The sequence below is a fragment of the Streptomyces stelliscabiei genome (genome assembly GCF_014873495.1).
Taxonomy (GTDB): Bacteria; Actinomycetota; Actinomycetes; order Streptomycetales; family Streptomycetaceae; genus Streptomyces; species Streptomyces bottropensis.
The window spans coordinates 8,089,656-8,112,850 of record NZ_JADBGF010000001.1 but is presented as its reverse complement, the minus strand read 5'-3'; the positions used below and the strand labels follow the sequence as shown (position 1 = coordinate 8,112,850).

Below are 23,195 nucleotides of genomic sequence, written 5' to 3'. Positions count from 1 at the left end.
GGGATCGCCCCTCGGGTGTTCCGCGGCCGCACCGGCCCCGGCCCACTCCGCGCCACCAGCACCGAGCTCGACATGCTCCACAGGGAAGGACCTTCGGGTTGTCGCACATACGCTCTCCGCAGCTTCCGGGACCGACACCGGCACCGGACGACGACAAAACCCCCGACGAAGCCGCCCCTCCGGAGCCGACGTCGGAAGCGGGTTCCCCGGACGCGGCAGTGACGGCGACGGCGGGCGAACAGGCAACGGCGGAAGCCGGTACGGAGACAGAGCCGGCCCCTGGCGTCGAGACCGAGCCGGAGCCCGAGGCCACGTCCGAGCCCGAGGCCGAGCCGGCGGCCAAAGCCAAGTCCGAGGCGAAGTCCGAGGCGAAGTCCGGGTCCAAGTCCGGGTCCAGGACGGAATCCGCGCCCGAAGCAGAGACGCAGACCGAGTCGGAGCCGGCGACGAAGTCGGAACCGATGACGGAGGCCGAGCCAGAACCGGAGCCGATGACGGAACCGGATTCGGCATCGGAGCAGACGTCGGACCCAGGGTCGAACCCGGATCGGAATCCGGAACCGGAACCGGAATCGGAACCGGAGCAGGAGTCGGCCCCCGACGCGCAACCAGAGCCAACCGCGACATCGGCCCCTGCCCCCTCCCCGTCTCCCTCCCCCTCCCCCTCGCCGACCCCCGCCGCAGCCCCCTCCGGCTGGCGGGTCGCGCACCCCCGGGCCGCGCGGGCCCTCACCTGGGCCGTGACCGGGCTGGCCGTCGCGCTCGTCATGTTCGCGCTGCTCGTGCCGAACGACATCACCCGCATCGAGTTCGGGCGCTTCCTGCGGATCCCGGCGGAGGGCATCCTCGTGGCCGGGCTGCTGCTCGTCCTGCCGACGAAGGCGCGGCGCGTGGCGGTGGTGGTGGTCGGGGTCCTGCTCGGGCTGCTGACGATCGTCAAGGTGCTGGACATGGGGTCGTACTGGACCCTGGACCGCCCGTTCGACCTGGTGCTCGACTGGATCCTGCTGGACGACGCGCAGTCGTTCATGAAGGACTCGCTCGGCGGCGCCGCCGCGCAGGCCGCGACGGTCGGGGTGATCCTCCTCGCGCTGGCGCTGCCGGTGCTGATGACGCTGGCGGTCGTGCGGATCAGCAGGCTGATGGTGCGCCACCGGCACACGGCCGGCCGTACGCTGCTCGTCCTGGGCACCGCATGGATCACGTGTTCGACGCTGACGCTGGAGGTGGCCGACGTCCCGGTGGCCTCGCACAGCGCGGCGACGCTCGTGGAGAACCGGATCGAGGCGGTGAACGACGGACTGAAGGACGGGGAGGCGTTCCGTAAGCAGTCCGCGGTGGACGCCTTCGCGGACGTGCCGCCCGACCAGCTCCTGACGGGGCTGCGCGGCAAGGACGTACTGATCACGTTCATCGAGAGCTACGGCCGCTCCGCGATCGACGACCCGCGGATGGGTGAGCCGCTCAGCCAGACGCTCGCGCAGAAGACGCAGGAGCTGAAGGACGCCGGTTACGCGTCGCAGAGCGGCTGGCTGCGCTCCCCCATCACCGGCGCCGGCAGCTGGCTGGGCCACTCCACGTTCCTGTCCGGTCTGTGGATCAAGAACCAGTCGCGTTACGCCAACCTCGTCGCGAGCGACCGGCTCACCCTGACCGAGGCGTTCCGTCGAACCGGCGCCTGGCGCACGGTCGGTGTCGTGCCGGGCACCCAGATGGCCTGGCCCGAGGGCAAGTACTTCGGCCTCAACCACATCTACGACTCCGACCAACTCGGCTACAGGGGACCGAAGTTCAGCTGGTCGACCATGCCCGACCAGTACACGCTGAAGGCCTTCGAGGAGTTGGAGCACGGCAAAAAGGACCGCGGGCCGATGATGGCGGAGATCATCCTGACCTCCAGCCACAACCCGTGGGCACCGATCCCGCGCACGATCCCCGACGACCAGGTCGGCGACGGGTCGGTCTACCACTCGCTGCAGAAGGCCGAGGGCAAGAACCCCACGGAGGTCTGGAAGGACCCGCTGGCCGTACGGGACGAGTACCGCAAGTCGATCCAGTACTCGGTGAGCAGCCTCGTCGACTTCGTCGCGAAGCACGGCTCCCGGGACACCGTGCTGGTCTTCCTCGGTGACCACCAGCCCAACAAGACGGTCACCGGCGACAACCCCAGCCATGACGTGCCGGTCTCGATCGTCGCCAAGGACCCCGAGGTGCTGAAGAAGGTCGCCGACTGGGGCTGGACCGACGGTCTCCAGCCGGCCGGCAACACCCCGGTGTGGCGGATGGACAAGTTCCGCGACCGCTTCATGACGGCGTTCGGCCCGCAGGGGGAGACCGCGCCGTAGGAGGTCCGGCGGGCTCGCCCGCCCCGGTGCGGCGGGTCCGGGCTCACCCCGAGGTGCCCACCTCGTTGTCGGGTGCCCCGTCGCCCACCGGGGGGAGGTCGCCGCGTTCGGCCGGCTGCCCGTCGTGCGAGGGCGAGAGGGGCCGGGGCTCGTCGTGATGGCGGCGCGGGAGGATGCAGGCCAGTTCGGCGTCGGTGGGGCGGTGGGCGGCCCGGGCGGCGGCCCGCAGGGTGGCGCGGTCGACGGCGTCCGTGGCGGCGCTGATCAGGACGAGGTGCCCGTCCCGCGGCACCGCGTACTCGTGCTGCCCCACCGAGGTGCGGTACCAGGCGTCCCCGTCGCGCTCACAGTCGACCGGCCCCTCGGTGCCCCGGCCGAGCGGACGTTCGGGGCAGTTCTCGGCGGTCATCGTGCCTCGGTCGACGTGGAGCAGGAGTTGGGCGCTGTTCCTCCGGGACCAGTAGGCGGCGGAGAAACCGTCGGCGCCGTACACGCCGACCGACTGGCGGGCCAGCGTGAATCCCGGGGCCTCGGTGACGTAGACGAGCCCCGGCGCGAGGCCCAGCGCCTCGGCCCGAGCGGTCAACTCCGCCCGGTCGGGGACCGGCGCCAGGGGCGCACGGCCCGTGTCCACGACCTTGTCCGTCCCGCAGGCGGTGAGCAGCAGCGACGGCAGCAGCGCCAGGGGCAGCAGGACACGCGCGGTACGGGGCATGTGCATGCCCACATCCTGCCGCACAGCTGTTCCACAGGTGGGCCGAAGAGTCCGTACGCGTGAGAGCGCTTACTCACACCGTTCCTGCGGGGTCCGTGTCCGATTCCTTCAAGACCGGCCGTCACCGGTCCGCCTACGGTGACCGTATGACTCCACGACTCGACGCGATCGGGATGGTGGCCTCGGACATGGCCGCCTCCGTCGCCTTTTACCGTCGGCTCGGTTTCGCCTTCCCGGAAGGCGCCGAGAACCTGCCGCACGCCGAGGCCCATCTGCCCGGCGGACTGCGGCTGCTGCTGGACACCGAGGAGACCGTCCGCTCCTTCCACCCGGGGTACCGCCCGGGAACGGGTGGCGGCGCCGGGCTCGCCCTGCTGTGCGACAGTCCGGCCGAGGTCGACGCGGTGTACGAGGAGTTGGTGGACTCGGGGTACCGGGGCGAACTCAAGCCGTGGGACGCGGTGTGGGGCCAGCGGTACGCCGTGATCCTCGACCCCGACGGCCATGGCGTCGACCTCTTCGCACCCCTGCCGGAACCCGCCACCGGGTGACCGGCCGGACCGCTCCCCGCGCTCACCGGGCGACAGCGACAGCCGGGTGCCGAGCGGGACGCCCGCCGCGCTACCGGCCGGCGAGCAGTTCGCCGAGCGGCAGCCCCGTCAACTCCCTGACATCACGGGCCAGATGCGCCTGGTCGGCGTAGCCGGTCCGGGCGGCCGTCTCGGCGAAGGGCAGTCCGTCCCGGGCGAGCGCGAGCGCCCGCCGCATCCGGAGCACCCGCGCCAGCGTCTTGGGTCCGTACCCGAAGGCGACGAGCGACCGGCGGTGCAACTGCCGGGCTCCCAGGCCGAGTCGGTCGGCGGTCGCCGCGACGGACCGCCCCGCGTCGAGGTCGGTGACGATCTGCCGCAGGACCGGATCGGGCCGGCGCACCTCGGCCGCCCGCTCCAGGACCACCTCCTCCAGCCCGCTCGCCGGATCACGCGCCGCGTCCACCCGGGCGGTGAGCCGTCGCACGACCGCCGGGGACCACAGATCGCCCAGTTCCACCCGCCGGTCGCGCAGTTCGTGCGCCGGTACGCCGAGGAAGGCGGGCGCGACACCCGGAGAGAACCGCAGGCCCGCCCAATTGCTCGGAGCCCCTTCGGTGACGTACGCCCTGGTGTCCGGACCGGCGACCAGCAGCCGCCCGTCGTTCCACAGCAGGTCCATGCACCCGTCCGGCAGTACCCGCCCGGGGCCGGCCCCATCCGGGCCGTCGGGAGCGCTCGTCCACACGACGGCCCCGCCACCCAGCCGAGAAGCCCTCTCCGCGTACACACGCAAGAGGCTACGCCTGTGGCCACCGGCCGTCCGGGGCCGGGCACGCCGAGCGGCGTGGGGTGCGGGGGATGCGCCGGCCGCGGGTCGTCCGTGGCTGATCGCGGTTCCCCGTGCCCTACTCCTCCCCCTTCTTCACCGGCGGCCGCAGTCGCGACGTCACGTCCTCCGGGGGGAGGAAGCGGGACCAGCGCTCCGGGAACTCGGAGGGCATGTCGGGGTCCTCGGGGTCGTGGGTGCGGGCGGCGGCGGCGCGGGCGACGTACTCGGCGGCCTGTTCCTCGCGGAGGCGTTCGTTGGCGGCGCGGGCGGCGGCCGTGGCGGCGGCGGGCCAGACACGGTCGATCGCGGCGTTGACGGCGGCGCCGACGAGGACGGCGAAGGCGCCCACACCGATCCAGAGCAGGACCGCGACGGCGGCGGCCAGGGAGCCGTAGATCGTCGCGCCCTCGACCGTGTTGGAGAGGTAGATGCGGAGCAGGAAGCTGCCGAGCACCCACATGCCGAGCGCGACGAGGGCGCCGGGGACGTCCTCGACCCAGGGCGAGCGGACCGGCACCGACACGTGGTAGAGCGTCGTCAGGAAGACGATGGACAGGACGATCACGACGGGCCAGTAGAGGACCTGGACCACGGTCGCCGACCACGGGACGATCCGGACGACGGCGTCGGGCCCGGCGACCATCAGCGGCAGGGCGATCGAGCCGATCAGCAGGGCCACGATGAACAGCAGGAACGCCATCAGGCGGGTCTTGACGATGCCGCGGACGCCGTCGAGGCCGTACATGACGGTGATGGTGTCGATGAAGACGTTCACCGCACGGGAGCCGGACCACAGGGCGAACAGGAAGCCTATGGAGATGACGTCGGGGCGACCGCCCTTCATCACGTCGTCCAGGATGGGCTGCGCGATCTGCGCGACCCCCTTCTCGGACAGGACGGTGCGCGAGGCCTCCAGGAGGTTCAGCTCCAGGCTGGCGATGGTGTCGGCGCCGGTCCAGTCGTCGACGTAGCCGAGCAGGCCGATCATGCTGAGCAGCAGCGGCGGCACGGAGAGCAGCGAGAAGAACGCCGCCTCGGCCGCGAGGCCCAGGATGCGGTACTCGATGCAGGAGTTGACGGTGTCCTTCAGGAGCAGCCAGGCGGTCCTGCGCTTGGACACGTCCCGGTAGAGGGCACGCGCGCGGTGGAGACGCCCATGCGGGCTCTCGGGCGGTGGGGGCGACTGACTTGCTGGCTGCACGCCCTAAAGGTATCCGCCTGCGCGTGTCACCCTCACCTCCCGGTGCCGTCGGCCGCGGCCGAGTCCGCGTGCGGCGCACGGTTCCCTCCGGTCGCGTGACGGGGCAGCAAACAAAGGGAAACCCAGGAGAAACCAAAGGTGATTCCGAATCGCCTTTTCTGTCATGAACGTGCTGGCCGAATCACTACGGGGCCGGAAGGTGAACGTTCGGGCGCATTCGTGTCATTCCTCGGAAAGTTTCCCGCTTAGGTGTGGGGCGGGTTCGGGTCCGACACGTCCGAAGTGATCGGGAAAGGGGCGGGAAAGCGTCAATCGTCCGGCCCCGCTTGACCCGTTCCCGAATGTACCGAAAGAATCCGGATTGCATTCCGCTGCGCCCATCCGGACCAGCCGCCGGCACAGCGCGCGCCGGGGAACTCGTCCAGGCCCCGAGCAGGCCCGATCGGTTCCGTCCCACACGTCACCGCATTTGATTTCCGCAACCCTCCCCGCAACTCCCCCTCCTTCTGTCATTCCGCGCGCCGTCCCGTTCACCCCCGGGCGCCTTCCATCGCCATACCTGTCGCGGAGAAATTCAATGACATTGCCAGCGCCACGACCCGTGGTGGAAATACCGGGCGAGGCCCAGGGGGCCGAGCCGGACGCCGCGGAATCGTACACCGCCACCGAACGGCTCATGGCCGAACTCCTGGCCGACGTCACTTGCGTCGAACACATATCCGCAGAAAGTCATTTCTTCGACGATCTCGGTGCCAACTCGCTGACGATGGCGCACTTCTGCGCCCGGGTCAGAAAGCACCCCGAACTGCCGTCGGTGTCCATCCGGGACGTCTACGGCCACCCCACCCTCCGCAGCCTCGCCGCCGCGCTGACGAAGGCCCCCGCGACGCCGGCCGCCCCATCGCCGCCCGCCGAGCCCGTGCCCCCGGGCAGCACCTTCCGCTACACCCTCTGCGGGGCCCTGCAGTTGCTCCTCTTCGCCGGGTACTGCCTCCTGGCCACCACCGGCTACGTACAGGGGTACGAGTGGGTGGCGGACGCCTCGGGGTTCCTCGCGGTCTACCTGCGCTCGGCGGTCTTCGGCGCGCTCGCCGTGTCCGCCCTGTGCGTCCTGCCGGTCGCCGCCAAATGGCTGCTGATCGGGCGGTGGAAGCCCGTGGAGTTCCCCGTCTGGGGCCCGGCGTACCTGCGGTTCTGGATCGTCAAGGCGCTGCTGCGCACCAGCCCGATGCTCCTGTTCGTCGGCAACCCGCTGTACGTGCTGTACCTGCGCGCCCTCGGCGCCCGCATCGGACCGGGCGTCACCGTCCTCAGCCGCACCCTCCCGGTCTGCACCGACCTGCTGACGATCGGCGCGGGCACGGTGATCCGCAAGGACTCCTCCTTCCTCTGCTACCGGGCGCGCGCCGGGCGCATCCGCACCGGCCCCGTCACCCTCGGCCGGGACGTCTTCGTCGGCGAGCACACCGTCCTCGACATCGGCACCGCCCTGGGCGACGGCTCCCAGCTCGGCCACTCCTCCGCGCTGCGCGACGGCGAATCGGTCCCGGCCGGAGAGAGCTGGCACGGCTCACCGGCCCGGCGCACGGACGTGGACCACATCCGGGTCGCACCGCTCCCCTGCGGCACGCTCCGGCGGGCCGGATACGGCCTCACCGCCCTGCTCCAGGCGCTGCTGCTGTACGTGCCGCTGACCGTCGGCGGCACCTGTCTGCTGCTCACCGCCGCCCCCGCGCTGCACACCCTGCTCGACCCGGCGTCACTGCACCTCACCACCGCCCGCTTCTACGCCGAGGCGGCGACCCTGTCGCTCGCGCTGTTCGCCGGCTCCGTCGTCGCGGCCGCCGTCGCCGTGTTCGTCGTACCGCGGCTGCTGCGCCCGCTGGTGAAGCCGGACCGCACCTATCGGCTCTACGGCTTCCACTACTCGGTGCACCGCACGGTCGCCCGGCTGACCAACCTCAGGTTCTTCACCTGGCTGTGCGGCGACAGCTCCTACATCGTCCCCTGCCTCGGGGCCCTCGGATACGACCTCTCACACGTCGAGCAGACCGGCTCCAACTTCGGGACCGAGGTGCGGCACGAGACGCCGTACCTGGTGAAGGTCGGCGCGGGCACGATGGTCGCGGACGGTCTGTCGGTCATGAACGCGGACTACTCCTCCACCTCGTTCCGGGTGTCCCGGACGGCGATCGGCGGGCACAACTTCCTGGGCAACGCCATCGCCTACCCGGTGGGCGGGCGGACCGGCGAGAACTGTCTGCTGGCCACGAAGGTGCTGGTGCCGCTCGACGGCGAGATCCGCGAAGGGGTCGGACTGCTCGGCTCGCCGCCCTTCGAGATCCCCCGTTCGGTGGAGCGCGACAGCCGCTTCGACCATCTGCGCGAGGGCGAGGAGCTGCGCCGGCGCCTCGCCGCGAAGAACCGCTTCAACCTGCGCTCGATGGGGCTGTTCCTGTTCCTGCGCTGGCTGCACGCCTTCGCGCTCACCGTGCTCGGCTTCGCGGCCTTCGACCTGTACGGCCACGGGGACGGCCCGGCCGGGCTGCTCGCGCTCGCCGCGCTGCCCCTGGCGGCGCTGGTGTTCACCGTCCTGTACCACGCGCTGGTGGAGAGGTCCCTGACGCGCTTCCGGCCGCTGCGGCCGAGGCTGTGCTCCATCTACGACCCGGTCTTCTGGCGGCAGGAGCGGCTGTGGAAGCTGCCGGACGCCCACCTGGAGGTGCTCAACGGCACCCCCTACAAGAGTCTCGTCTGGCGGCTGCTGGGGGTGCGGATCGGGCGCCGGGTCTTCGACGACGGGGTGTACATCACCGAGCGGACCCTGACGGCCGTCGGGGACGACTGCACGCTCGCCGCCGGGAGCAAGATCCAGGCGCATTCGCAGGAGGACGGCACCTTCAAGTCCGACCACGTCACGATCGGCGCCGGCAGCACGCTGGAGGTCGGGGCGTTCGTCCACTACGGCGTCGTCCTCGGCGAAGGAGCCGTGCTCGCGCCCGACTCCTTCCTGATGAAGGGCGAGGAGGTACCGCCGCACGCGCGCTGGGGCGGGAACCCGGCCACGGAGAACACCGGAACACGGTGAATCGGGGGGAAACGATGGACCGTTCGGAATCGGGCGACGCTGCCCGCACGTACTGGCACGAGGTGCTCACCGCCGGGGGGCGGACCGTGATACCGCGGTGGAGCGCCGACCCGGAGAAGGGAGCGGGCGTCCACGAAGTCGCCCTGCCCGAAGGGACGTTGACCACCGCGGACGGTACGGCCGCGCTGCTCGCCGCCCACGCGAAGGTGCTCGCCGCACTGTCGGGCGAGAGCGAGGTCACCACCGGTTGGCTGGAGGACGGCCGACTGCTGCCGTGCCGGCTCGGTGTCCCGCCCGACGGCACCTGGCGCACCCTGCTGGAACACACCCACCGGGCCACCGCGGAGCTGCTGACACACGCCGGATATCCGGTGGACGCCCTGCGGCACGAACTGGGCCTCTCGGAGCCGCCGTTCGAGACGGTGCTCGACACCGGCGGGGGCGACGGCGACCTCGACACGGACGTGGCCCTGCGGGTGGGGCTGGTGCACCGCGACGACGGCCCGGCGCTGCGGCTGCGCTACCGCACCGACGTGCTCGACGAGGACGCCGCGGCCCGGATCGCCGGGTACCACGTCACCGCCCTCACCCTGCTGGCCACCGAACCGGACGCCGGGCACGGCGGGCGGAGTCTGGTGTCGGACGACGAACTCCGTTTCCAGCTCGACGGATTGGCCGGGCCCCTGCGCGACCTGCCGGAGGCCCGGGTGCACGAGCTGTTCGAGCAGCGGGTCGTGGCGCACCCGGACGCCGTCGCGGCCGTCCACGGGGAGCGGCGGTGGACGTACCGCGAACTCGACTCCCGGGCCAACCGGCTCGGCCGGGCCCTGCTGGCCCGGGGCCTCGGCCGCGAGGGTGTCGTGGCGGTGGTGACCGAACGCGACCTCGACTGGATGGCGGCCGTCCTCGCGGTGTTCAAGGCGGGCGGCGTCTATCTGCCCGTCGAGCCGCACTTCCCCGCCGAGCGCATCGCCACCACGCTGGCCCGCGCCGGATGCGAGCTGGTGCTCACCGAACGGGGCAGCACGACCACGCTGGACCGGGCGCTGACCACACTGCCCGGGGTGCGGCGGCTGCTCGTCGAGGACGCGTACGACGAGGGCCACCAGGACTCCGGCCTCGGCCTGGAGATCGGTCCGGACCGGCTCGCGTACATCTACTTCACGTCCGGTTCCACGGGCGAGCCCAAGGGCGCGATGTGCGAGCACGCCGGGATGCTCAACCACTTCCTCGCCAAGCTCGACGACCTCGGCATCGGCGAGGGGGACACGGTCGCGCAGACCGCGCCCCAGTGCTTCGACATCTCCCTGTGGCAGCTGCTGGCCGGACCCCTGGCCGGTGGCCGGACCCTCCTGGTGGAGCAGGAGGCGATCCTGGACGTCGAGCGGTTCGTCGACCGCGTCGCGGACGGCCGCGTGAACGTGCTGCAGGTCGTGCCGTCGTACCTGGAGGCGGTCCTCGCCCATCTGGAGCGGCACCCGCGCGAACTGCCCGACCTGCGCCGGGTGTCGGTCACCGGGGAGGCGCTGAAGAAGGAGCTGGCGGAGCGTTGGTTCGCCACCGAACCGGGGACACCCCTGGTCAACGCCTACGGGCTGACCGAGACCTCGGACGACACCAACCACGAGGTGATGGACCGGGCTCCGGAGGGGGGCCGGGTGCCCCTGGGCCGTCCCGTGCGCAACGTCCGCGTGTACGTCGTCGACGGGCGTCTCTCCCTCGTGCCGCTGGGCGCGCCGGGGGAGATCGTCTTCTCCGGGGTGTGTGTCGGGCGGGGGTACGTCAACGATCCCGAGCGCACCGCGCAGGCCTTCACCACCGACCCCTACCGGCCCGGCGAGCGGCTCTACCGCAGCGGGGACCACGGGCGCTGGCGGCCCGACGGGAAGCTGGAGTTCCTCGGCCGCCGGGACACCCAGGTCAAGGTGCGCGGCTTCCGCATCGAGATCGGCGAGGTGGAGAACGCGCTGCTCAAGGTGGCGGGGGTGCGGGACGGCGCGGTGGTGGTCGCGGGGGGCGAGCGTCTGGTCGCCTTCCACTCCGGCCGGCCCCTCGCGGCCGAGGAGCTGCGGGACCGGCTGGCGGCCTCGCTGCCGGCGTACATGGTGCCGTCGGTCTTCCACCGGCGCGAGAGCCTGCCGCTGACCGCCAACGGCAAGACCGACCGGCGGACGCTGACGGCGCTGGCCGAGGAACTCGACGCGAGGGACGGCCGGCCGGGCGAGCCGCCGGCGACGGCGACCGAGGAGCGGCTGGCCGACGCGTGGGCCGAGGTGCTCGGTGTGCCACGCGCCGGGATCGGCCGGCACGACCACTTCTTCGACCGGGGCGGCACCTCGCTGTCGGCGGTGAAGCTCGCGATCGCCCTGCGGCGGGCGGTGTCCCCCAAGGACGTGACCGCGCATCCGGTGCTGTCCGGGCTGGCCGCACTGATCGACACCAGGGCCGCCGCCGGCCCCGCCACCCCCGGGAGGACGTCATGGGTTTCCTGAGCCGCCGCGCCGCCGGGCGCCGCCGGAAGGACCCGGCGACGGCTCCGTCGTCCGCGACCGCCCTGCCGCTGCCGCTGCCGCTGCCGGACATCGTGCTGTCGACCGACAGCCCGCCGCTGCTCACCGTCTCCCCCGCCGAACCCGCCGCCCGGTGGGCGGCCGGGCGGCGGGACTCCCTGCGGGCCGCCGTCGCCGAGCACGGCTCGGTGCTGGTGCGCGGACTCGGCCTGCGGGACGCCGTCGAAGTGGGCGCCGTCTTCAGGGGGCTGACCGACACGCTGATGACCGAGAGGGAGGCGTTCGCGCCCCGGCGGACGTACGCGCGGGGCGTGTACTCGTCGACGGCCTGGCCGCCGAACCAACCGATGTGCATGCACCACGAGTCGAGCTACGGCGTGCAGGTCCCCGGCCTGCTGCTCCTGGCGTGTCTGGAGGCCGCGGAGCGGGGCGGGGCGACCGGGATCGCCGACTCGGCGGCCGTCCTGGCCGCGCTCCCGGCGGAGTTGACCGAACGGTTCGAGCGGGAGGGCTGGCTGCTCACCCGCTCGTACCACGACGAGATCGGCGCGTCGGTCGCCGAGGCGTTCGGCACCGACGACCGGACCGTCGTCGAGGCCTACTGCCGGGCGCACTCCATCGACTTCGACTGGGGGCCCGACGGGACCCTGCGCACCCGGCAGCGGCGCCCCGCCGTGCTCCGGCACCCGGTGAACGGCCGCCGGTGCTGGTTCAACCAGATCGCGTTCCTCAGCGAATGGACGATGGACGCCGAGGTGCGCGAGTACCTGGTGGACCTGTACGGGGCCGACGGGCTGCCCTTCAACACCCGTTACGGCGACGGCGAACCGATCGGCGCCGACGTCGTCGAGACGCTCAACGAGGTCTACGAGGCGCACACGGTCCGCCGGCCGTGGCGGCCGGGCGACCTGCTCCTCGTCGACAACCTCCGCTGCGCACACAGCCGTGAGCCGTATCAGGGCCCCCGCGAGGTGCTCGTGGGCCTCGCAGACCCGGTACGGCCGGCTGACTTCCGGCCGGCCGGCTTCCCCACGAAGGAGAGTTCCGTATGACCGAGGTTCCGGGTTTCGCCGTGATCTCCGGCGCCCAGGTGCAGCAGGCCCTGCGGGGACGGGAGCGGGAGATCGTCGAACTGGTCGAGTCCGCCTACCTCCTGCACGGGAACGGGGACACCGGCGACACGGTCAACCCGCCGTCGTACTTCCTCCGCTTCCCCGACCGTCCGTCCTCGCGGATCATCGCGCTGCCCGCCTCGCTCGGCGGGAGGTTCCAGGTGGACGGGCTGAAGTGGATCTCCAGTTTCCCGGAGAACACGGCGTCCGGGCTGCCGCGCGCGTCCGCCGTGCTGATCCTCAACGACCATGCCACCGGCTATCCGTTCGCGTGCCTGGAGGCCTCGGTCATCAGCGCGACCCGGACGGCGGCGTCGGCGGCGCTGGCGGCCGACCGGCTGAGCGCGCGCCGGGGGGCGCCGCGCCCGGCCCGGGTCGGCTTCCTCGGCACCGGCCTGATCGCCCGGTACATCCACACGTTCCTCGCGGCGACGGACTTCGCGTTCGAGGAGGTGGGGGTGCACGACCTGTCCGCGGACAGCGCGGCCGGGTTCCGGGGGTACCTGGAGCGCTCCGGCGCCGACGGGCGGGTGACCGTGTACGACGGCGCCGAGGAGGTGATCCGGGCGAGCGACCTGGTGGTGTTCGCGACGATCGCGGGCGAGCCGCACGTCCATGAACCGAAGTGGTTCGCCCACAACCCCCTGGTGCTGCACGTGTCGCTGCGCGATCTCGCGCCCGAGGTGCTGCTCGCGTCGGCGAACTTCGTCGACGACGTCGAGCACTGCCTCAAGGCGAACACCTCACCGCACCTGACCGAACAGCTCACCGGCGCGCGGGACTTCCTCGACGGAACGCTCCACGACGTCCTCACCGGCCGGGCGTCCGTGCCGGCGGACCGTCCGGTGGTCTTCTCGCCCTTCGGCCTCGGGGTCCTCGACCTCGCGGTCGGCGGTCATGTCCACGAGCACGTGGCCCGCTCCGGCGGACTGCGGGTCGTGGACGACTTCTTCCACGAGCTGCGCCGCCACGGCTGAACGGCCGGGCGCAGCGCGTACGACAGTGCACAACCAGGGGGGCAGCGGTGCCAGTCATATCCGTTCCCACGGACTTCAACGAGGAGGAGCTGTACGTCGATCTGCGCCAGGTCGTCGGACATCAGCTCTTCCTGAAGTGCGAGGGGTTCAACTTCGCCGGCTCGATCAAGCTCAAGGCCGCGTCCGAGATGGTGCGGGCCGCCGAACGGGAGGGGCGTCTGAGGCCGGGCTCGACGCTGGTCGAGTCGTCGTCCGGCAATCTGGGCGTCGCGCTGAGCATGATCGCGGCGAGCCGGGGCCACCGGTTTCTGTGCGTGACCGACTCCCGGTGCAATCCGCAGACCCGGCGCGTGATCGAGGCGCTGGGCAGCCGGGTCCACGTCATCTCCGAACCGGACCCGCACGGCGGTTTCCTCGGTGCCCGGATCGCGTACGTGCGCGCGCTGTGCGCGACCGACCCGCGGTACGTGTGGCTGGACCAGTACACCAACGAGGCGAACTGGCAGGCGCACTACCGCACCACCGCGCCCGCCGTCGCCCGGCAGTTCCCGCGCCTGGACGTGCTGTTCGTGGGGGTCGGCACCTCGGGGACGCTGATGGGCTGCGCCCGGTGGTTCTGGGAGCGGCGGCGCCGGGTGCGGATCGTCGCGGTGGACAGTGTCGGCTCGGTCGCGTTCGGCGGGGCGCCGGGCCGCCGGATGATCCCGGGGCTCGGCACGAGCGTGACCCCGGCGCTGCTCGACGCGTCCTACGTGGACGACGTCGTCCGGGTGGAGGAGGCCGACACCGTACGGGCGTGTCACCGCATGGCCCGGCGCGGCTTCCTCTTCGGGGGCTCCACCGGCACGGTCGTCAGCGGCGCCGGCGCGTGGCTGGCCCGCAACGGCTCCCCCGACACCACGGCGGTGGCGATCTCCCCGGACCTCGGGGAGCGCTACCTCGACACGATCTACCGGCCGGGCTGGCCGCAGGAACAGTACGGGGAGGGTGTGGCGGCCCCGGAGGCGGAGTTCGGCACGGGTGACGTGGGGACGGGCGAGCTGGCGGCGCCCGTCTGAGGCCCGCGCGGTCCGGCGCCGGACCGTCCTGGTCCGGCGCCGGACATCCGCCCGCCGGACACCGGTGAGCGTCGTCGTGACGACGTGACGCCGACGGGTAGGTTCCGGACATGGCATCCAGCACCCACGAAGTGACCAATCAGGCTCCGCCCCTGGTGGACTACGACGTCTTCGCCGCCGACCAGGTGCTCGGCGAGGCGGTCGAGCGGCATCTGGCTCCGGAGCTGCTGGACGAGGCGCGCGAGGAGCTGTCGGGGTTCGGCCGTACGGCGGGCTCCGCCCAGGTGCAGGAGTGGGGGCGGCTGGCGAACGAGAACCCGCCGAAGCTGCGGGCGTACGACCGGTACGGGAACCGGGTGGACGAGGTGGAGTTCCATCCGTCGTGGCACCGGCTGCTCGGCAAGGGGGTGTCGGCCGGGCTGACCGCGGCCTGGGCGCGGCCCGGGGGGCATGTGCGGCGGGCGGCCGCGTTCGTCGTCTGGACGCAGGTCGAGGCCGGCAACGGCTGCCCGCTGTCCATGACGCACGCGGCGGTGCCCGCCCTGCGCACGGACCCGGCACTCGCCGCCGAGTGGGAGCCGCGGCTGACGTCCACGCTCTACGACTGGGACATGCGGCCCGCCGGGCAGAAGGCCGGCGCCCTCTTCGGGATGGCCATGACCGAGAAGCAGGGCGGCAGCGACGTACGCGCCAACGCCACCGTCGCCCGGCCGCTGGCCGAGGACGGGACGTACGAGCTGACCGGGCACAAGTGGTTCTGCTCGGCGCCGATGTCGGACGGGTTCCTCGTGCTGGCGCGGGCTCCGGGAGGGCTCACGTGCTTCCTGGTGCCCCGGATGCTGGCCGACGGGTCACGGAACGTGTTCCGCCTCCAGCGGCTGAAGGAGAAGCTGGGCAATCGCTCCAACGCCTCCGCCGAGGTCGAGTTCGACGGGACGTGGGCGCGCCGGGTCGGGGACGAGGGGCGGGGGGTGCGCACGATCATCGGGATGGTGGCGGCCACCCGGCTGGACTGCGCGCTGGGCGCGGCCTCGCTGATGCGGCAGGCGGTGGCGCAGGCGGTGCACCACTGCGCGCACCGGGAGGCGTTCGGCGGGCCGCTGATCGACAAGCCGCTGATGCGCAACGTGCTCGCGGATCTGGCGCTGGAGTCGGAGGCGGCGACGGTGCTGGCGATGCGGGTGGCGGCGGCGTACGACGCGGCGGAGTCGGGCGACGAGAACGAACGTTCGCTCCTGCGGCTCGCGGTGCCGGTGGCCAAGTACTGGGTGACCAAGCGCTGTGCCCCGCTCGTGGTCGAGGCGTCCGAGTGCCTCGGCGGCAACGGCTATGTCGAGGAGTCCGGCATGCCCCGTCTGCTGCGCGAGTCCCCGCTCAACTCCGTCTGGGAGGGCGCCGGAAACGTGCAGGCCCTGGATGTGCTGCGCGCGCTCCAGCGCGAACCGGGGGCCCTGGACGCCTACTTGCGGGAGGTGGGCCGGGCTCGCGGCGCCGACCACCGGCTCGACGGCGCGATCAAGGGCCTGCTGACCGAACTCGCCGACCTGGACGGCATCGAGGCCCGCGCACGCCGGCTCGTGGAACGGCTCGCCCTCGTCCTGCAAGGGGCGCTCCTCGTGCGATACGCGCCGCCGGCGGTCGCCGACGCCTTCTGCGCCTCCCGGCTCGGCGGCGACCGGGGCACGGCCTTCGGCACCCTGCCGCACACACTGGATCTGGCGTCGATCGTGGAACGGGCGCGTCCGGTCGGCTGAGCCGCCGCCGCGAGGAATCCCGCCCGCGGCGGGCGCCCCTCTTTCGGGTGGCCCGAGGCCGGGTGGCCCGATCCTCGGATGGCCCGGTGCCGGGCGGTACGACGCGGGAGTGGTGCTGCGCCGACACGGCACCACCCCCGCTTCCAGAGCCCCCTTGAGGAGCGTGTACGTCGCACCGGGGCGACGTCGAACAAGTTTCAAGGAGGGCGGGGCGGTACGCCAGGGTTGCAGGGGGTTGCAACTCGTCCGCGCTCTGTGGCCGGAGTGTGCCCCTCCGTGGCCGAAGAGCGGCAGACTAGGAAGCCCGCAGTCAACACCGTCGCGCAGAGCCGGGTTTCCACGACCACCGGGGCCGAGGAACCAGGGGCCTGCCGGGGAGGAACGAGTGCCGCACTCGCCGATGGAAGTCGCGCGGCTCACCGCCACGGACGCCGCCCGAGCGGCCCGCATCCTCGGCGAGGTACGCGCCCACACCCTCGACGGCCGGCCCTCGAAACCCGCCCCGCGCCCCGCGATCCGCGAGTCCTGGGGCCGTACGGTACGCAGCGGTGTCGACCCCGACCACGACATCCGCTCCGACCTCCTCGGCCGCGACGAGATCGAGCGCCGCCGCCGGACCACACGGCTGCGCCACGTCCTGCCGGTGCTCCGCGAAGGGCTGCTCTCCCTGGCGGACACCTCGCAGCACATCATGATGGTCGCCGACGCCGACGGCCGGGTGCTGTGGCGGGAGGGCAGTCCGGCCGTACTGCGCATGGCCGACGGACAGGGGCTCGGGATCGGCGCGGACTTGCGGGAGGAGATCGTCGGCACGAACGGCATCGGCACCCCTCTCGTCTCCCGCCGCGCCGTCCAGGTCTTCTCCGCCGAGCACTTCGTGCGTGCCCTGCACCCCTGGACCTGCACCGGCGCCCCGGTCACGGACCCGCGCGACGGCAGGCTGCTCGGCGTGGTGGACATCAGCGGTCCCCTGGAGACCCTGCACCCCTCCACCCTCGCCCTGGTCGACTCGGTCGCCAAACTCGCCCAGGCCCGGCTGCGGGACCTGCACCTGACCTCGCTCGAACAACTGCGCGCGGTGGCGGCCCCGGTGCTGGCCCGTATCGGCGGCCGCGCGGTCGCCGTCGACCGGGACGGCTGGACGGCCGCGGTGACCGGCATGCCGTACACCAGCCGCGTCGCCCTCCCCAAGTCGCTCTCCCCCGGCCGCTGCTGGCTCCCGGCGCTCGGTCTGTGCACCGTCGAGCCGCTGCCCGACGGCTGGCTGATACGCCCCACCGCGGACCCGGCGCCCGCGCCGACCGCCACGCACATCACCCTCGACGTCTCCCACCCGCGCCGCTGGAGTGTCACCGTCGCCGGCTCCGCGGGCTCCTGGACCCATGAACTGACCCCCCGCCACGCCGAACTGCTGTACCTCCTGGCCCTGCACCGCGGCGGCCGCAGTGCCTCCGCCCTCGCCGACGACGTGTTCGGCGACCCCGCCCGCACCGTCACCGTCCGCGCCGAGATGTCCCGCGTACGCCGCTACCTCGGCGCCTTCCTCGACCACCGCCCGTACCGCTTCACCGAGCGGGCCGACGTCGAAGTCCGGCTGCCCGAGGCCCCGTCGGACTTGTTGCCGCACTCGGTGGCACCGGGGGTGGTGCGGGCGCGGGGCGCCTGCGCGCGTGGGCCGTTCGGCGACGAGGGGCCCCCGGGACATCAGAGAGCCGAGCCGGTCATCTGAACTCAGGTCGAACATCCGCAACAGCTCCCGGTGAACGGATCATGGCCTCGGAGTGAGGGATCTCCCTGTATTTCCCGGGACCTCGGCGTGACACGTGTCCCACTGCCGTAGCATCGCTGCCAGGCCGCCCCACCTGCCTCCCCGTCAAGATCTTCTTCACGGCGGGCAGTTGGCCGTCCCCGGGAGGTTTTATGCAGCACCGCGGCAGGCACCGACGACGCAGAAGGGGACGTGCGCTGCGCGCGTCCCTGGCGGGCACCGCGCTGGCACTCACGGCGGCGGCCACGCTGATCAGCACCTCGCAGGCCGCGGGCGGCAGCACCCCGGGCTCCCTCACCTCCCTCACCTCGGCCGGTGAGCTGCGCAGACTGCAGCTCCGGGAGACCCTGACCGACCCCGCCGAGCTGCACAGCCTGGCCCGGGCGACGGGCGGCCCGGTCGGTGTCGAGGAGGTGCTGCGCAGCGCGAACCACGCGATGCGCGGCGAGGGCGACTGCTTCGACAGCGAGAAGGACAATCTGCCCGTCGAGCCGGTGGCCGTGCGGGCGTACTGCTGGGAGGCGGGCGACGCGGTCAGCGACAAGTGGACCCCCCGCTCGGTCACCACGTCCCGGGACAACCAGGTCATCGCGGCCGGCTGGTCGCACACCGGTGTGCGGAGCGTCCCGCCCGGCGGCGGCGCGGCGAACGCGCACCGCGGCGGCACGGGCGTCGCGGACCGGGACGGCACCGGCCTCGTCCCCGTCGACGAGAAGGGGCTCGCCCGGGTCGCCTTCGTCGACGCGAGCGACCCGGCGAACCTCGCCTACCGCTGGGTCTTGCTGGTCGTGCCGACGGCCGGCGGCCAGGGCTTCGAGGGCCTGCGCTCCCGGCTCGGCGGCATGGCCTGGTACGACGACAAGCTGATCGTCACCGCGCAGGGTCCCGGCGGCCGCCAAGGGCGGGACGACTCGCTGTACGTGTTCGACCTGGCCCGCTTCCTGCGCGCCGACGTGACCGACAGCGACGCGATCGGCAAGGCCGACAAGCCGGGCAAGGGCGCCCAGGCCGGCAAGGGCTGGTCGGCCCACCACTACCGGTACGCGCTGCCCGCGGTCGCCTCCTACAGCCCCCCGTCGGGCGACGGCTGCGACGCGCGCGACCACGACGGGGTGCCCTGCTTCGGCTCGCTCTCCCTGGACCGGACGTCGACACCGCCCACGGTCGTCGCCGGCGAGCGGTTCCGCCCCGGCCGCGAGGAACCCGCCCGCGTCTGGCGCTACGCCCTCGACGTCACCGGCGACCGCACCGGCCTGCTCAGCACCAGCGGGCGCCGGAGCGACGCCGTGGCGACCGAGGCGTACGAGACCGAGGCCACCGGCGTCCAGGGGGTCCTCGCCCACCAGGGGGACTGGTACGTCGAGCAGGCCGCGGAGAAGCGCGACACGCACGGCACCCTCTGGCGGCAGGACGAGGAGGGGGCCGACGCCGCCAAGTGCCCGGCGAACGAGTCGAGCGGGACCTCGGGCGCGGACCTGGAGTCGTACGCCTGCTGGGGGCGGCACACCGCCTCCCTCTCCTACTCGCCGGAGACCGGCGAGGTGTGGACGCTCACCGACCCCGTCCCGGAGCGCGTGCTCTACGCGGTGCGGCTGCGGGACGTCGACAGCGCGCTGGACTAGGTCGACCGGCCGGCCGGCCAGGTGGCCCGGCCCTGCCTTGGAGGCGGGCCGGGCCCCGTGGTTCCCTGGGCCCATGAGCAGCAGTCCCGTCACCACCTGGTCCCTGGAGCAGACCTCGCCCAGCGACCTGCTTCCCGCCGCCGCGCCCGAGGGCGACGACGTCCGTATCGTGCGCGCCGGGGTCCCCTCCCCCGAGTTCAGCCGGTTCCTGTACTCCTCGGTCGGCGGTGACATCCGCTGGACCGACCGGCTGTCGTGGTCGTACGAGCGGTGGCAGGAGCACCTGGGCCGACCGGGTGTGGAGACCTGGGTCGCCCACGACCGGGGGACGCCCGCCGGGTACGTGGAGATGGAGCCGCAGGACGACGGGGTCGTGGAGATCGCCTATTTCGGGCTGGTCCCGGCGTTCCGGGGGCGGCGCATCGGCGGGCATCTGCTGTCGTACGGGACGGCCCGCGCCTGGGACCTCGCCGAGCGGTGGCCGGAGCTGCCGCCGACCAAGCGGGTGTGGCTGCACACCTGCTCCCTGGACGGGGAGCACGCCATGGGGAACTACCTGCGGCGGGGGTTCCGGCTGTTCGACACGAAGGTGACCGAGGAGGCGGACGTCCCGGCGCCGGGGCCCTGGCCCGGAGCGGCCGTTCCCACACCATGACCCACATCACATCGTCTCGCCATGCGAGACATCCCTGTCCGACATATGGATGACGGTGGACTCGGTCTAAAGAGCCGTGACACGCTTCCGTCATGTCTGGAACTGGAATTGCCTTGGTGAGTCGGCGGCACGTCGACCTCGGCCGCATGTCCAGCGCCATCTGTCCGGTGAGCTGACGCCCGACCGCGAGGGGTCGGACGACCCCGGGCCCCAGCGCCGCACCTCCTCTGTTTCAGCCCGCGCAAGGACGCGCAGGCGCCGCACACGCTGCCGGTGTGTGCCCGCATGCGCGCGCAAGCGCAGGTCAGAGCCGCCTCCCCCGCCTTTCCCGAAGGACATACACCCATGGCCGCCACCCCGCAGAACCCCGCCACGCCCCGCCGCAAGGCGAGCCGTCACCGTGGTGAGGGCCAGTGGGCCGCGGGACACTTCACCCCGCTGAACGGCAACGAGCAGTTCAAGAAGGACGACGACGGTCTCAATGTGCGGACACGCATTGAGACGATCTACTCCAAGCGCGGCTTCGACTCGATCGACCCCAACGACCTGCGCGGCCGGATGCGCTGGTGGGGGCTGTACACCCAGCGCAAGCCCGGGATCGACGGCGGCAAGACCGCGATCCTGGAGCCGGAGGAGCTGGACGACAAGTACTTCATGCTGCGCGTGCGGATCGACGGCGGCAGGCTGACCACCCGCCAGCTCCGGGTGATCGGTGAGATCTCGCAGGAGTTCGCGCGGGGCACCGCCGACATCACCGACCGGCAGAACGTGCAATACCACTGGATCCGCGTCGAGGACGTGCCCGAGATCTGGGAGCGGCTGGAGGCCGTCGGCCTGTCCACCACCGAGGCCTGCGGTGACACCCCCCGTGTGATCATCGGCTCGCCCGTCGCCGGGATCGCCGCGGACGAGATCATCGACGGCACGCCCGCGATGGCGGAGATCCAGCGGCGGATCATCGGCAACCCGGACTTCTCCAACCTGCCCCGCAAGTTCAAGTCCGCGATCTCCGGCTCGCCGCTGCTCGACGTGGCGCACGAGATCAACGACATCGCGTTCGTCGGCGTCCGCCACCCCGAGCACGGCCCCGGCTTCGACCTGTGGGTCGGCGGCGGCCTCTCCACCAACCCCAAGATCGGGCAGCGGCTCGGCGCGTGGGTGCCGCTGGACGAGGTCGCGGACGTGTACGAGGGCGTCATCTCGATCTTCCGCGACTACGGCTACCGGCGGCTGCGCACCCGCGCCCGCCTGAAGTTCCTGCTCGCCGACTGGGGCACGGAGAAGTTCCGTCAGGTCCTGGAGGACGAGTACCTGAAGCGCAAGCTGGTCGACGGCCCGGCGCCCGACCAGCCGGTGGCGCGCTGGCGCGACCACGTGGGCGTGCACCCGCAGAACGACGGCCGCTTCTACGTCGGGTTCGCCCCGCGTGTCGGCCGCGTGGACGGCACCACGCTGACGAAGATCGCCGACCTCGCCGAGGCGCACGGCTCCGGCCGGGTCGCGACCACCGTCGAGCAGAAGATGATCGTGCTCGACGTCACCGAGGAGCAGGTCGACTCGCTCGTCTCGGGCCTGGAGGCGCTGGACCTCACGGTCAACCCCTCGCCCTTCCGGCGCGGCACCATGGCCTGCACCGGCATCGAGTACTGCAAGCTCGCCATCGTCGAGACCAAGGCGCGCGGCTCGCTGCTGATCGACGAACTGGAGCGCCGCATCCCGGAGTTCGACGAGCCGATCACCATCAACATCAACGGCTGCCCGAACGCCTGCGCGCGTATCCAGGTGGCGGACATCGGTCTCAAGGGCCAGCTCGTCCTGAACGACGCGGGCGAGCAGGTCGAGGGCTACCAGGTGCACCTCGGCGGCGCGCTCGGTCTGGAGGCCGGCTTCGGCCGCAAGGTGCGCGGCCTGAAGGTCACGGCCGACGAACTGCCCGACTACGTCGAGCGGGTGCTCAAGCGCTTCCAGGACGAGCGCGCGGACGGCGAGCGGTTCGCCGCGTGGGTCACCCGCGCCGACGAGGAGGCCCTGTCGTGAGCGAGCGAGCCGCCCCCTTCCACTGCCCCTACTGCGGTGACGAGGACCTGCGCCCCCACGAGACCGGACACGGCGCGTGGGAATGCGGGGCCTGCAATCGAGCCTTCCAGTTGAAGTTCCTCGGGCTGCTGTCCCGGGGATTTCAGCGAGCCGACAGCGGAGGGGATCACATATGACTACCGTTCAGGCGGATTCCGACACAGCGGCTTCCTCGCCGGACACGGCCGGCCCGGAGGCGGCGAAGCGCGCCGAGCTCAAGGCGCTCGCCGAGCAGGCCGGCCGTGATCTGGAGAACGCCTCGGCGCTGGAGATCCTCCAGTGGGCCGTGGACACCTTCGGCAAGAACTTCTGCGTGACCTCCTCCATGGAGGACGCGGTGGTCGCGCACCTCGCCTCCCGGGCCAGGCCCGGCGTGGACGTCGTGTTCCTGGACACCGGCTACCACTTCCCGGAGACCATCGGCACCCGGGACGCCGTCGAGGCCGTGATGGACGTCAACGTCCTCACGATCACCCCGCGGCAGACGGTCGCCGAGCAGGACGCCGAGTACGGGCCGAAGCTGCACGACCGCGACCCCGACCTCTGCTGCTTCCTGCGCAAGGTCAAGCCGCTGGAAGAGGGGCTGACCCGGTTCGACGCGTGGGCGACCGGCCTGCGCCGCGACGAGTCCGAGAGCCGGGCGAACACCCCGGTCGTCGGCTGGGACGACAAGCGCGGCAAGGTCAAGGTCTCCCCGATAGCCCGCTGGACGCAGGACGACGTGGACGCCTACGTCGCCGAGCACGGCGTGCTCACCAACCCCCTGCTCATGGACGGCTACACCTCCGTGGGCTGCGCCCCCTGCACCCGCCGCGTCGCCCCCGGCGAGGACGCGCGGGCCGGCCGCTGGGCGGGCAACACCAAGACCGAGTGCGGGCTGCACCTGTGAGCGCCGCAGTGCCCACCGGCACCGCCGAGACAGCCGACACCGTCGGGAGCACCGTCCCCGGGA

Annotated in this window: 18 protein-coding genes; 15 read left to right on the top strand and 3 right to left on the bottom strand. The window is 72.3% G+C overall.

What is annotated here, in order from left to right; genetic code table 11:
* Positions 1–740: 740 nt before the first annotated feature.
* Positions 741–2,345, top strand: coding sequence for an alkaline phosphatase family protein (locus H4687_RS35710; protein WP_063778563.1), 1,605 nt, complete (start codon positions 741–743; stop codon positions 2,343–2,345).
* 43 nt (positions 2,346–2,388) lie between these two features.
* On the opposite strand, the gene H4687_RS35705 is transcribed toward H4687_RS35710, so the two are convergent.
* A complete protein-coding gene (locus H4687_RS35705; protein ID WP_046918900.1) occupies positions 2,389–3,066 on the bottom strand; it encodes a hypothetical protein in 678 nt (225 codons plus the stop codon).
* A gap of 140 nt (positions 3,067–3,206) precedes the next feature.
* On the opposite strand from H4687_RS35705, the gene H4687_RS35700 reads away from it, so the two are divergent.
* Positions 3,207–3,611: a VOC family protein gene (locus tag H4687_RS35700; RefSeq protein WP_225966927.1), complete on the top strand. Its 405-nt coding sequence runs from the start codon at positions 3,207–3,209 to the stop codon at positions 3,609–3,611.
* A 70-nt stretch (positions 3,612–3,681) separates the two neighbouring features.
* Here the strand turns inward: H4687_RS35700 and H4687_RS35695 are convergent, their stop codons facing one another.
* Both H4687_RS35695 and H4687_RS35690 read right to left on the bottom strand, forming a co-directional pair.
* Positions 3,682–4,380, bottom strand: a complete 699-nt coding sequence (locus tag H4687_RS35695) for a helix-turn-helix transcriptional regulator (RefSeq protein WP_097249150.1) — start codon at positions 4,378–4,380, stop codon at positions 3,682–3,684.
* Between the two features lie 118 nt (positions 4,381–4,498).
* Positions 4,499–5,623: a YihY/virulence factor BrkB family protein gene (locus tag H4687_RS35690; protein WP_179859985.1), complete on the bottom strand. Its 1,125-nt coding sequence runs from the start codon at positions 5,621–5,623 to the stop codon at positions 4,499–4,501.
* Between the two features lie 577 nt (positions 5,624–6,200).
* Between H4687_RS35690 and H4687_RS35685 the strand changes: the two genes are divergently transcribed.
* The 13 genes from H4687_RS35685 to H4687_RS35630 all read left to right on the top strand — a co-directional run bounded on the left by H4687_RS35685 (position 6,201) and on the right by H4687_RS35630 (position 23,132).
* The gene (locus H4687_RS35685) at positions 6,201–8,711 is read left to right on the top strand and encodes a Pls/PosA family non-ribosomal peptide synthetase (protein ID WP_225966926.1); all 2,511 of its coding nucleotides are present in this window, start codon (positions 6,201–6,203) and stop codon (positions 8,709–8,711) included.
* Between the two features lie 14 nt (positions 8,712–8,725).
* Positions 8,726–11,203 (top strand): non-ribosomal peptide synthetase, encoded by a 2,478-nt coding sequence (locus H4687_RS35680; protein ID WP_046918895.1) that lies wholly within the window; start codon positions 8,726–8,728, stop codon positions 11,201–11,203.
* Entirely contained in the window at positions 11,191–12,273 is a 1,083-nt protein-coding gene (locus tag H4687_RS35675; RefSeq protein ID WP_050398083.1) for a TauD/TfdA family dioxygenase, read from the top strand. Before H4687_RS35680 ends, H4687_RS35675 begins: the two co-directional genes overlap by 13 nt.
* A complete protein-coding gene (gene sbnB / locus H4687_RS35670; RefSeq protein WP_046918031.1) occupies positions 12,270–13,310 on the top strand; it encodes a 2,3-diaminopropionate biosynthesis protein SbnB in 1,041 nt (346 codons plus the stop codon). The genes H4687_RS35675 and sbnB overlap by 4 nt, the downstream gene beginning before the upstream one ends.
* A 47-nt stretch (positions 13,311–13,357) precedes the next feature.
* Entirely contained in the window at positions 13,358–14,368 is a 1,011-nt protein-coding gene (gene sbnA / locus H4687_RS35665) for a 2,3-diaminopropionate biosynthesis protein SbnA (protein WP_046918032.1), read from the top strand.
* Between the two features lie 110 nt (positions 14,369–14,478).
* The gene (locus tag H4687_RS35660) at positions 14,479–16,122 is read left to right on the top strand and encodes an acyl-CoA dehydrogenase family protein (protein WP_046918033.1); all 1,644 of its coding nucleotides are present in this window, start codon (positions 14,479–14,481) and stop codon (positions 16,120–16,122) included.
* Between the two features lie 400 nt (positions 16,123–16,522).
* A complete protein-coding gene (locus H4687_RS35655; RefSeq protein ID WP_046918034.1) occupies positions 16,523–17,851 on the top strand; it encodes a helix-turn-helix domain-containing protein in 1,329 nt (442 codons plus the stop codon).
* A 191-nt stretch (positions 17,852–18,042) separates the two neighbouring features.
* The gene (locus tag H4687_RS35650) at positions 18,043–19,512 is read left to right on the top strand and encodes a hypothetical protein (RefSeq protein ID WP_046918035.1); all 1,470 of its coding nucleotides are present in this window, start codon (positions 18,043–18,045) and stop codon (positions 19,510–19,512) included.
* Between the two features lie 73 nt (positions 19,513–19,585).
* Positions 19,586–20,167 (top strand): GNAT family N-acetyltransferase, encoded by a 582-nt coding sequence (locus H4687_RS35645; RefSeq protein ID WP_046918036.1) that lies wholly within the window; start codon positions 19,586–19,588, stop codon positions 20,165–20,167.
* A 92-nt stretch (positions 20,168–20,259) separates the two neighbouring features.
* Positions 20,260–20,343 (top strand): putative leader peptide, encoded by an 84-nt coding sequence (locus tag H4687_RS48210; protein ID WP_309474722.1) that lies wholly within the window; start codon positions 20,260–20,262, stop codon positions 20,341–20,343.
* A gap of 169 nt (positions 20,344–20,512) precedes the next feature.
* Positions 20,513–22,204: a nitrite/sulfite reductase gene (locus H4687_RS35640; RefSeq protein ID WP_046918037.1), complete on the top strand. Its 1,692-nt coding sequence runs from the start codon at positions 20,513–20,515 to the stop codon at positions 22,202–22,204.
* The gene (locus H4687_RS35635) at positions 22,201–22,380 is read left to right on the top strand and encodes a hypothetical protein (RefSeq protein ID WP_078907087.1); all 180 of its coding nucleotides are present in this window, start codon (positions 22,201–22,203) and stop codon (positions 22,378–22,380) included. Before H4687_RS35640 ends, H4687_RS35635 begins: the two co-directional genes overlap by 4 nt.
* Positions 22,377–23,132, top strand: coding sequence for a phosphoadenylyl-sulfate reductase (locus H4687_RS35630; protein ID WP_046918038.1), 756 nt, complete (start codon positions 22,377–22,379; stop codon positions 23,130–23,132). The genes H4687_RS35635 and H4687_RS35630 overlap by 4 nt, the downstream gene beginning before the upstream one ends.
* The last annotated feature ends 63 nt before the right edge of the window (positions 23,133–23,195 follow it).

Coding starts and splice junctions, on each gene's coding strand:
- H4687_RS35660 (WP_046918033.1), top strand. CDS start 14,479: ATGGCATCCAGCACCCACGAAGTGACCAATCAGGCTCCGCCCCTGGTG.
- H4687_RS35680 (WP_046918895.1), top strand. CDS start 8,726: ATGGACCGTTCGGAATCGGGCGACGCTGCCCGCACGTACTGGCACGAG.
- H4687_RS35655 (WP_046918034.1), top strand. CDS start 16,523: ATGGAAGTCGCGCGGCTCACCGCCACGGACGCCGCCCGAGCGGCCCGC.
- H4687_RS35640 (WP_046918037.1), top strand. CDS start 20,513: ATGGCCGCCACCCCGCAGAACCCCGCCACGCCCCGCCGCAAGGCGAGC.
- H4687_RS35645 (WP_046918036.1), top strand. CDS start 19,586: ATGAGCAGCAGTCCCGTCACCACCTGGTCCCTGGAGCAGACCTCGCCC.
- H4687_RS35685 (WP_225966926.1), top strand. CDS start 6,201: ATGACATTGCCAGCGCCACGACCCGTGGTGGAAATACCGGGCGAGGCC.
- H4687_RS35650 (WP_046918035.1), top strand. CDS start 18,043: ATGCAGCACCGCGGCAGGCACCGACGACGCAGAAGGGGACGTGCGCTG.
- sbnB (WP_046918031.1), top strand. CDS start 12,270: ATGACCGAGGTTCCGGGTTTCGCCGTGATCTCCGGCGCCCAGGTGCAG.
- H4687_RS35630 (WP_046918038.1), top strand. CDS start 22,377: ATGACTACCGTTCAGGCGGATTCCGACACAGCGGCTTCCTCGCCGGAC.
- H4687_RS35675 (WP_050398083.1), top strand. CDS start 11,191: ATGGGTTTCCTGAGCCGCCGCGCCGCCGGGCGCCGCCGGAAGGACCCG.
- H4687_RS35700 (WP_225966927.1), top strand. CDS start 3,207: ATGACTCCACGACTCGACGCGATCGGGATGGTGGCCTCGGACATGGCC.
- H4687_RS35705 (WP_046918900.1), bottom strand. CDS start 3,066: ATGCACATGCCCCGTACCGCGCGTGTCCTGCTGCCCCTGGCGCTGCTG.
- H4687_RS48210 (WP_309474722.1), top strand. CDS start 20,260: ATGTCTGGAACTGGAATTGCCTTGGTGAGTCGGCGGCACGTCGACCTC.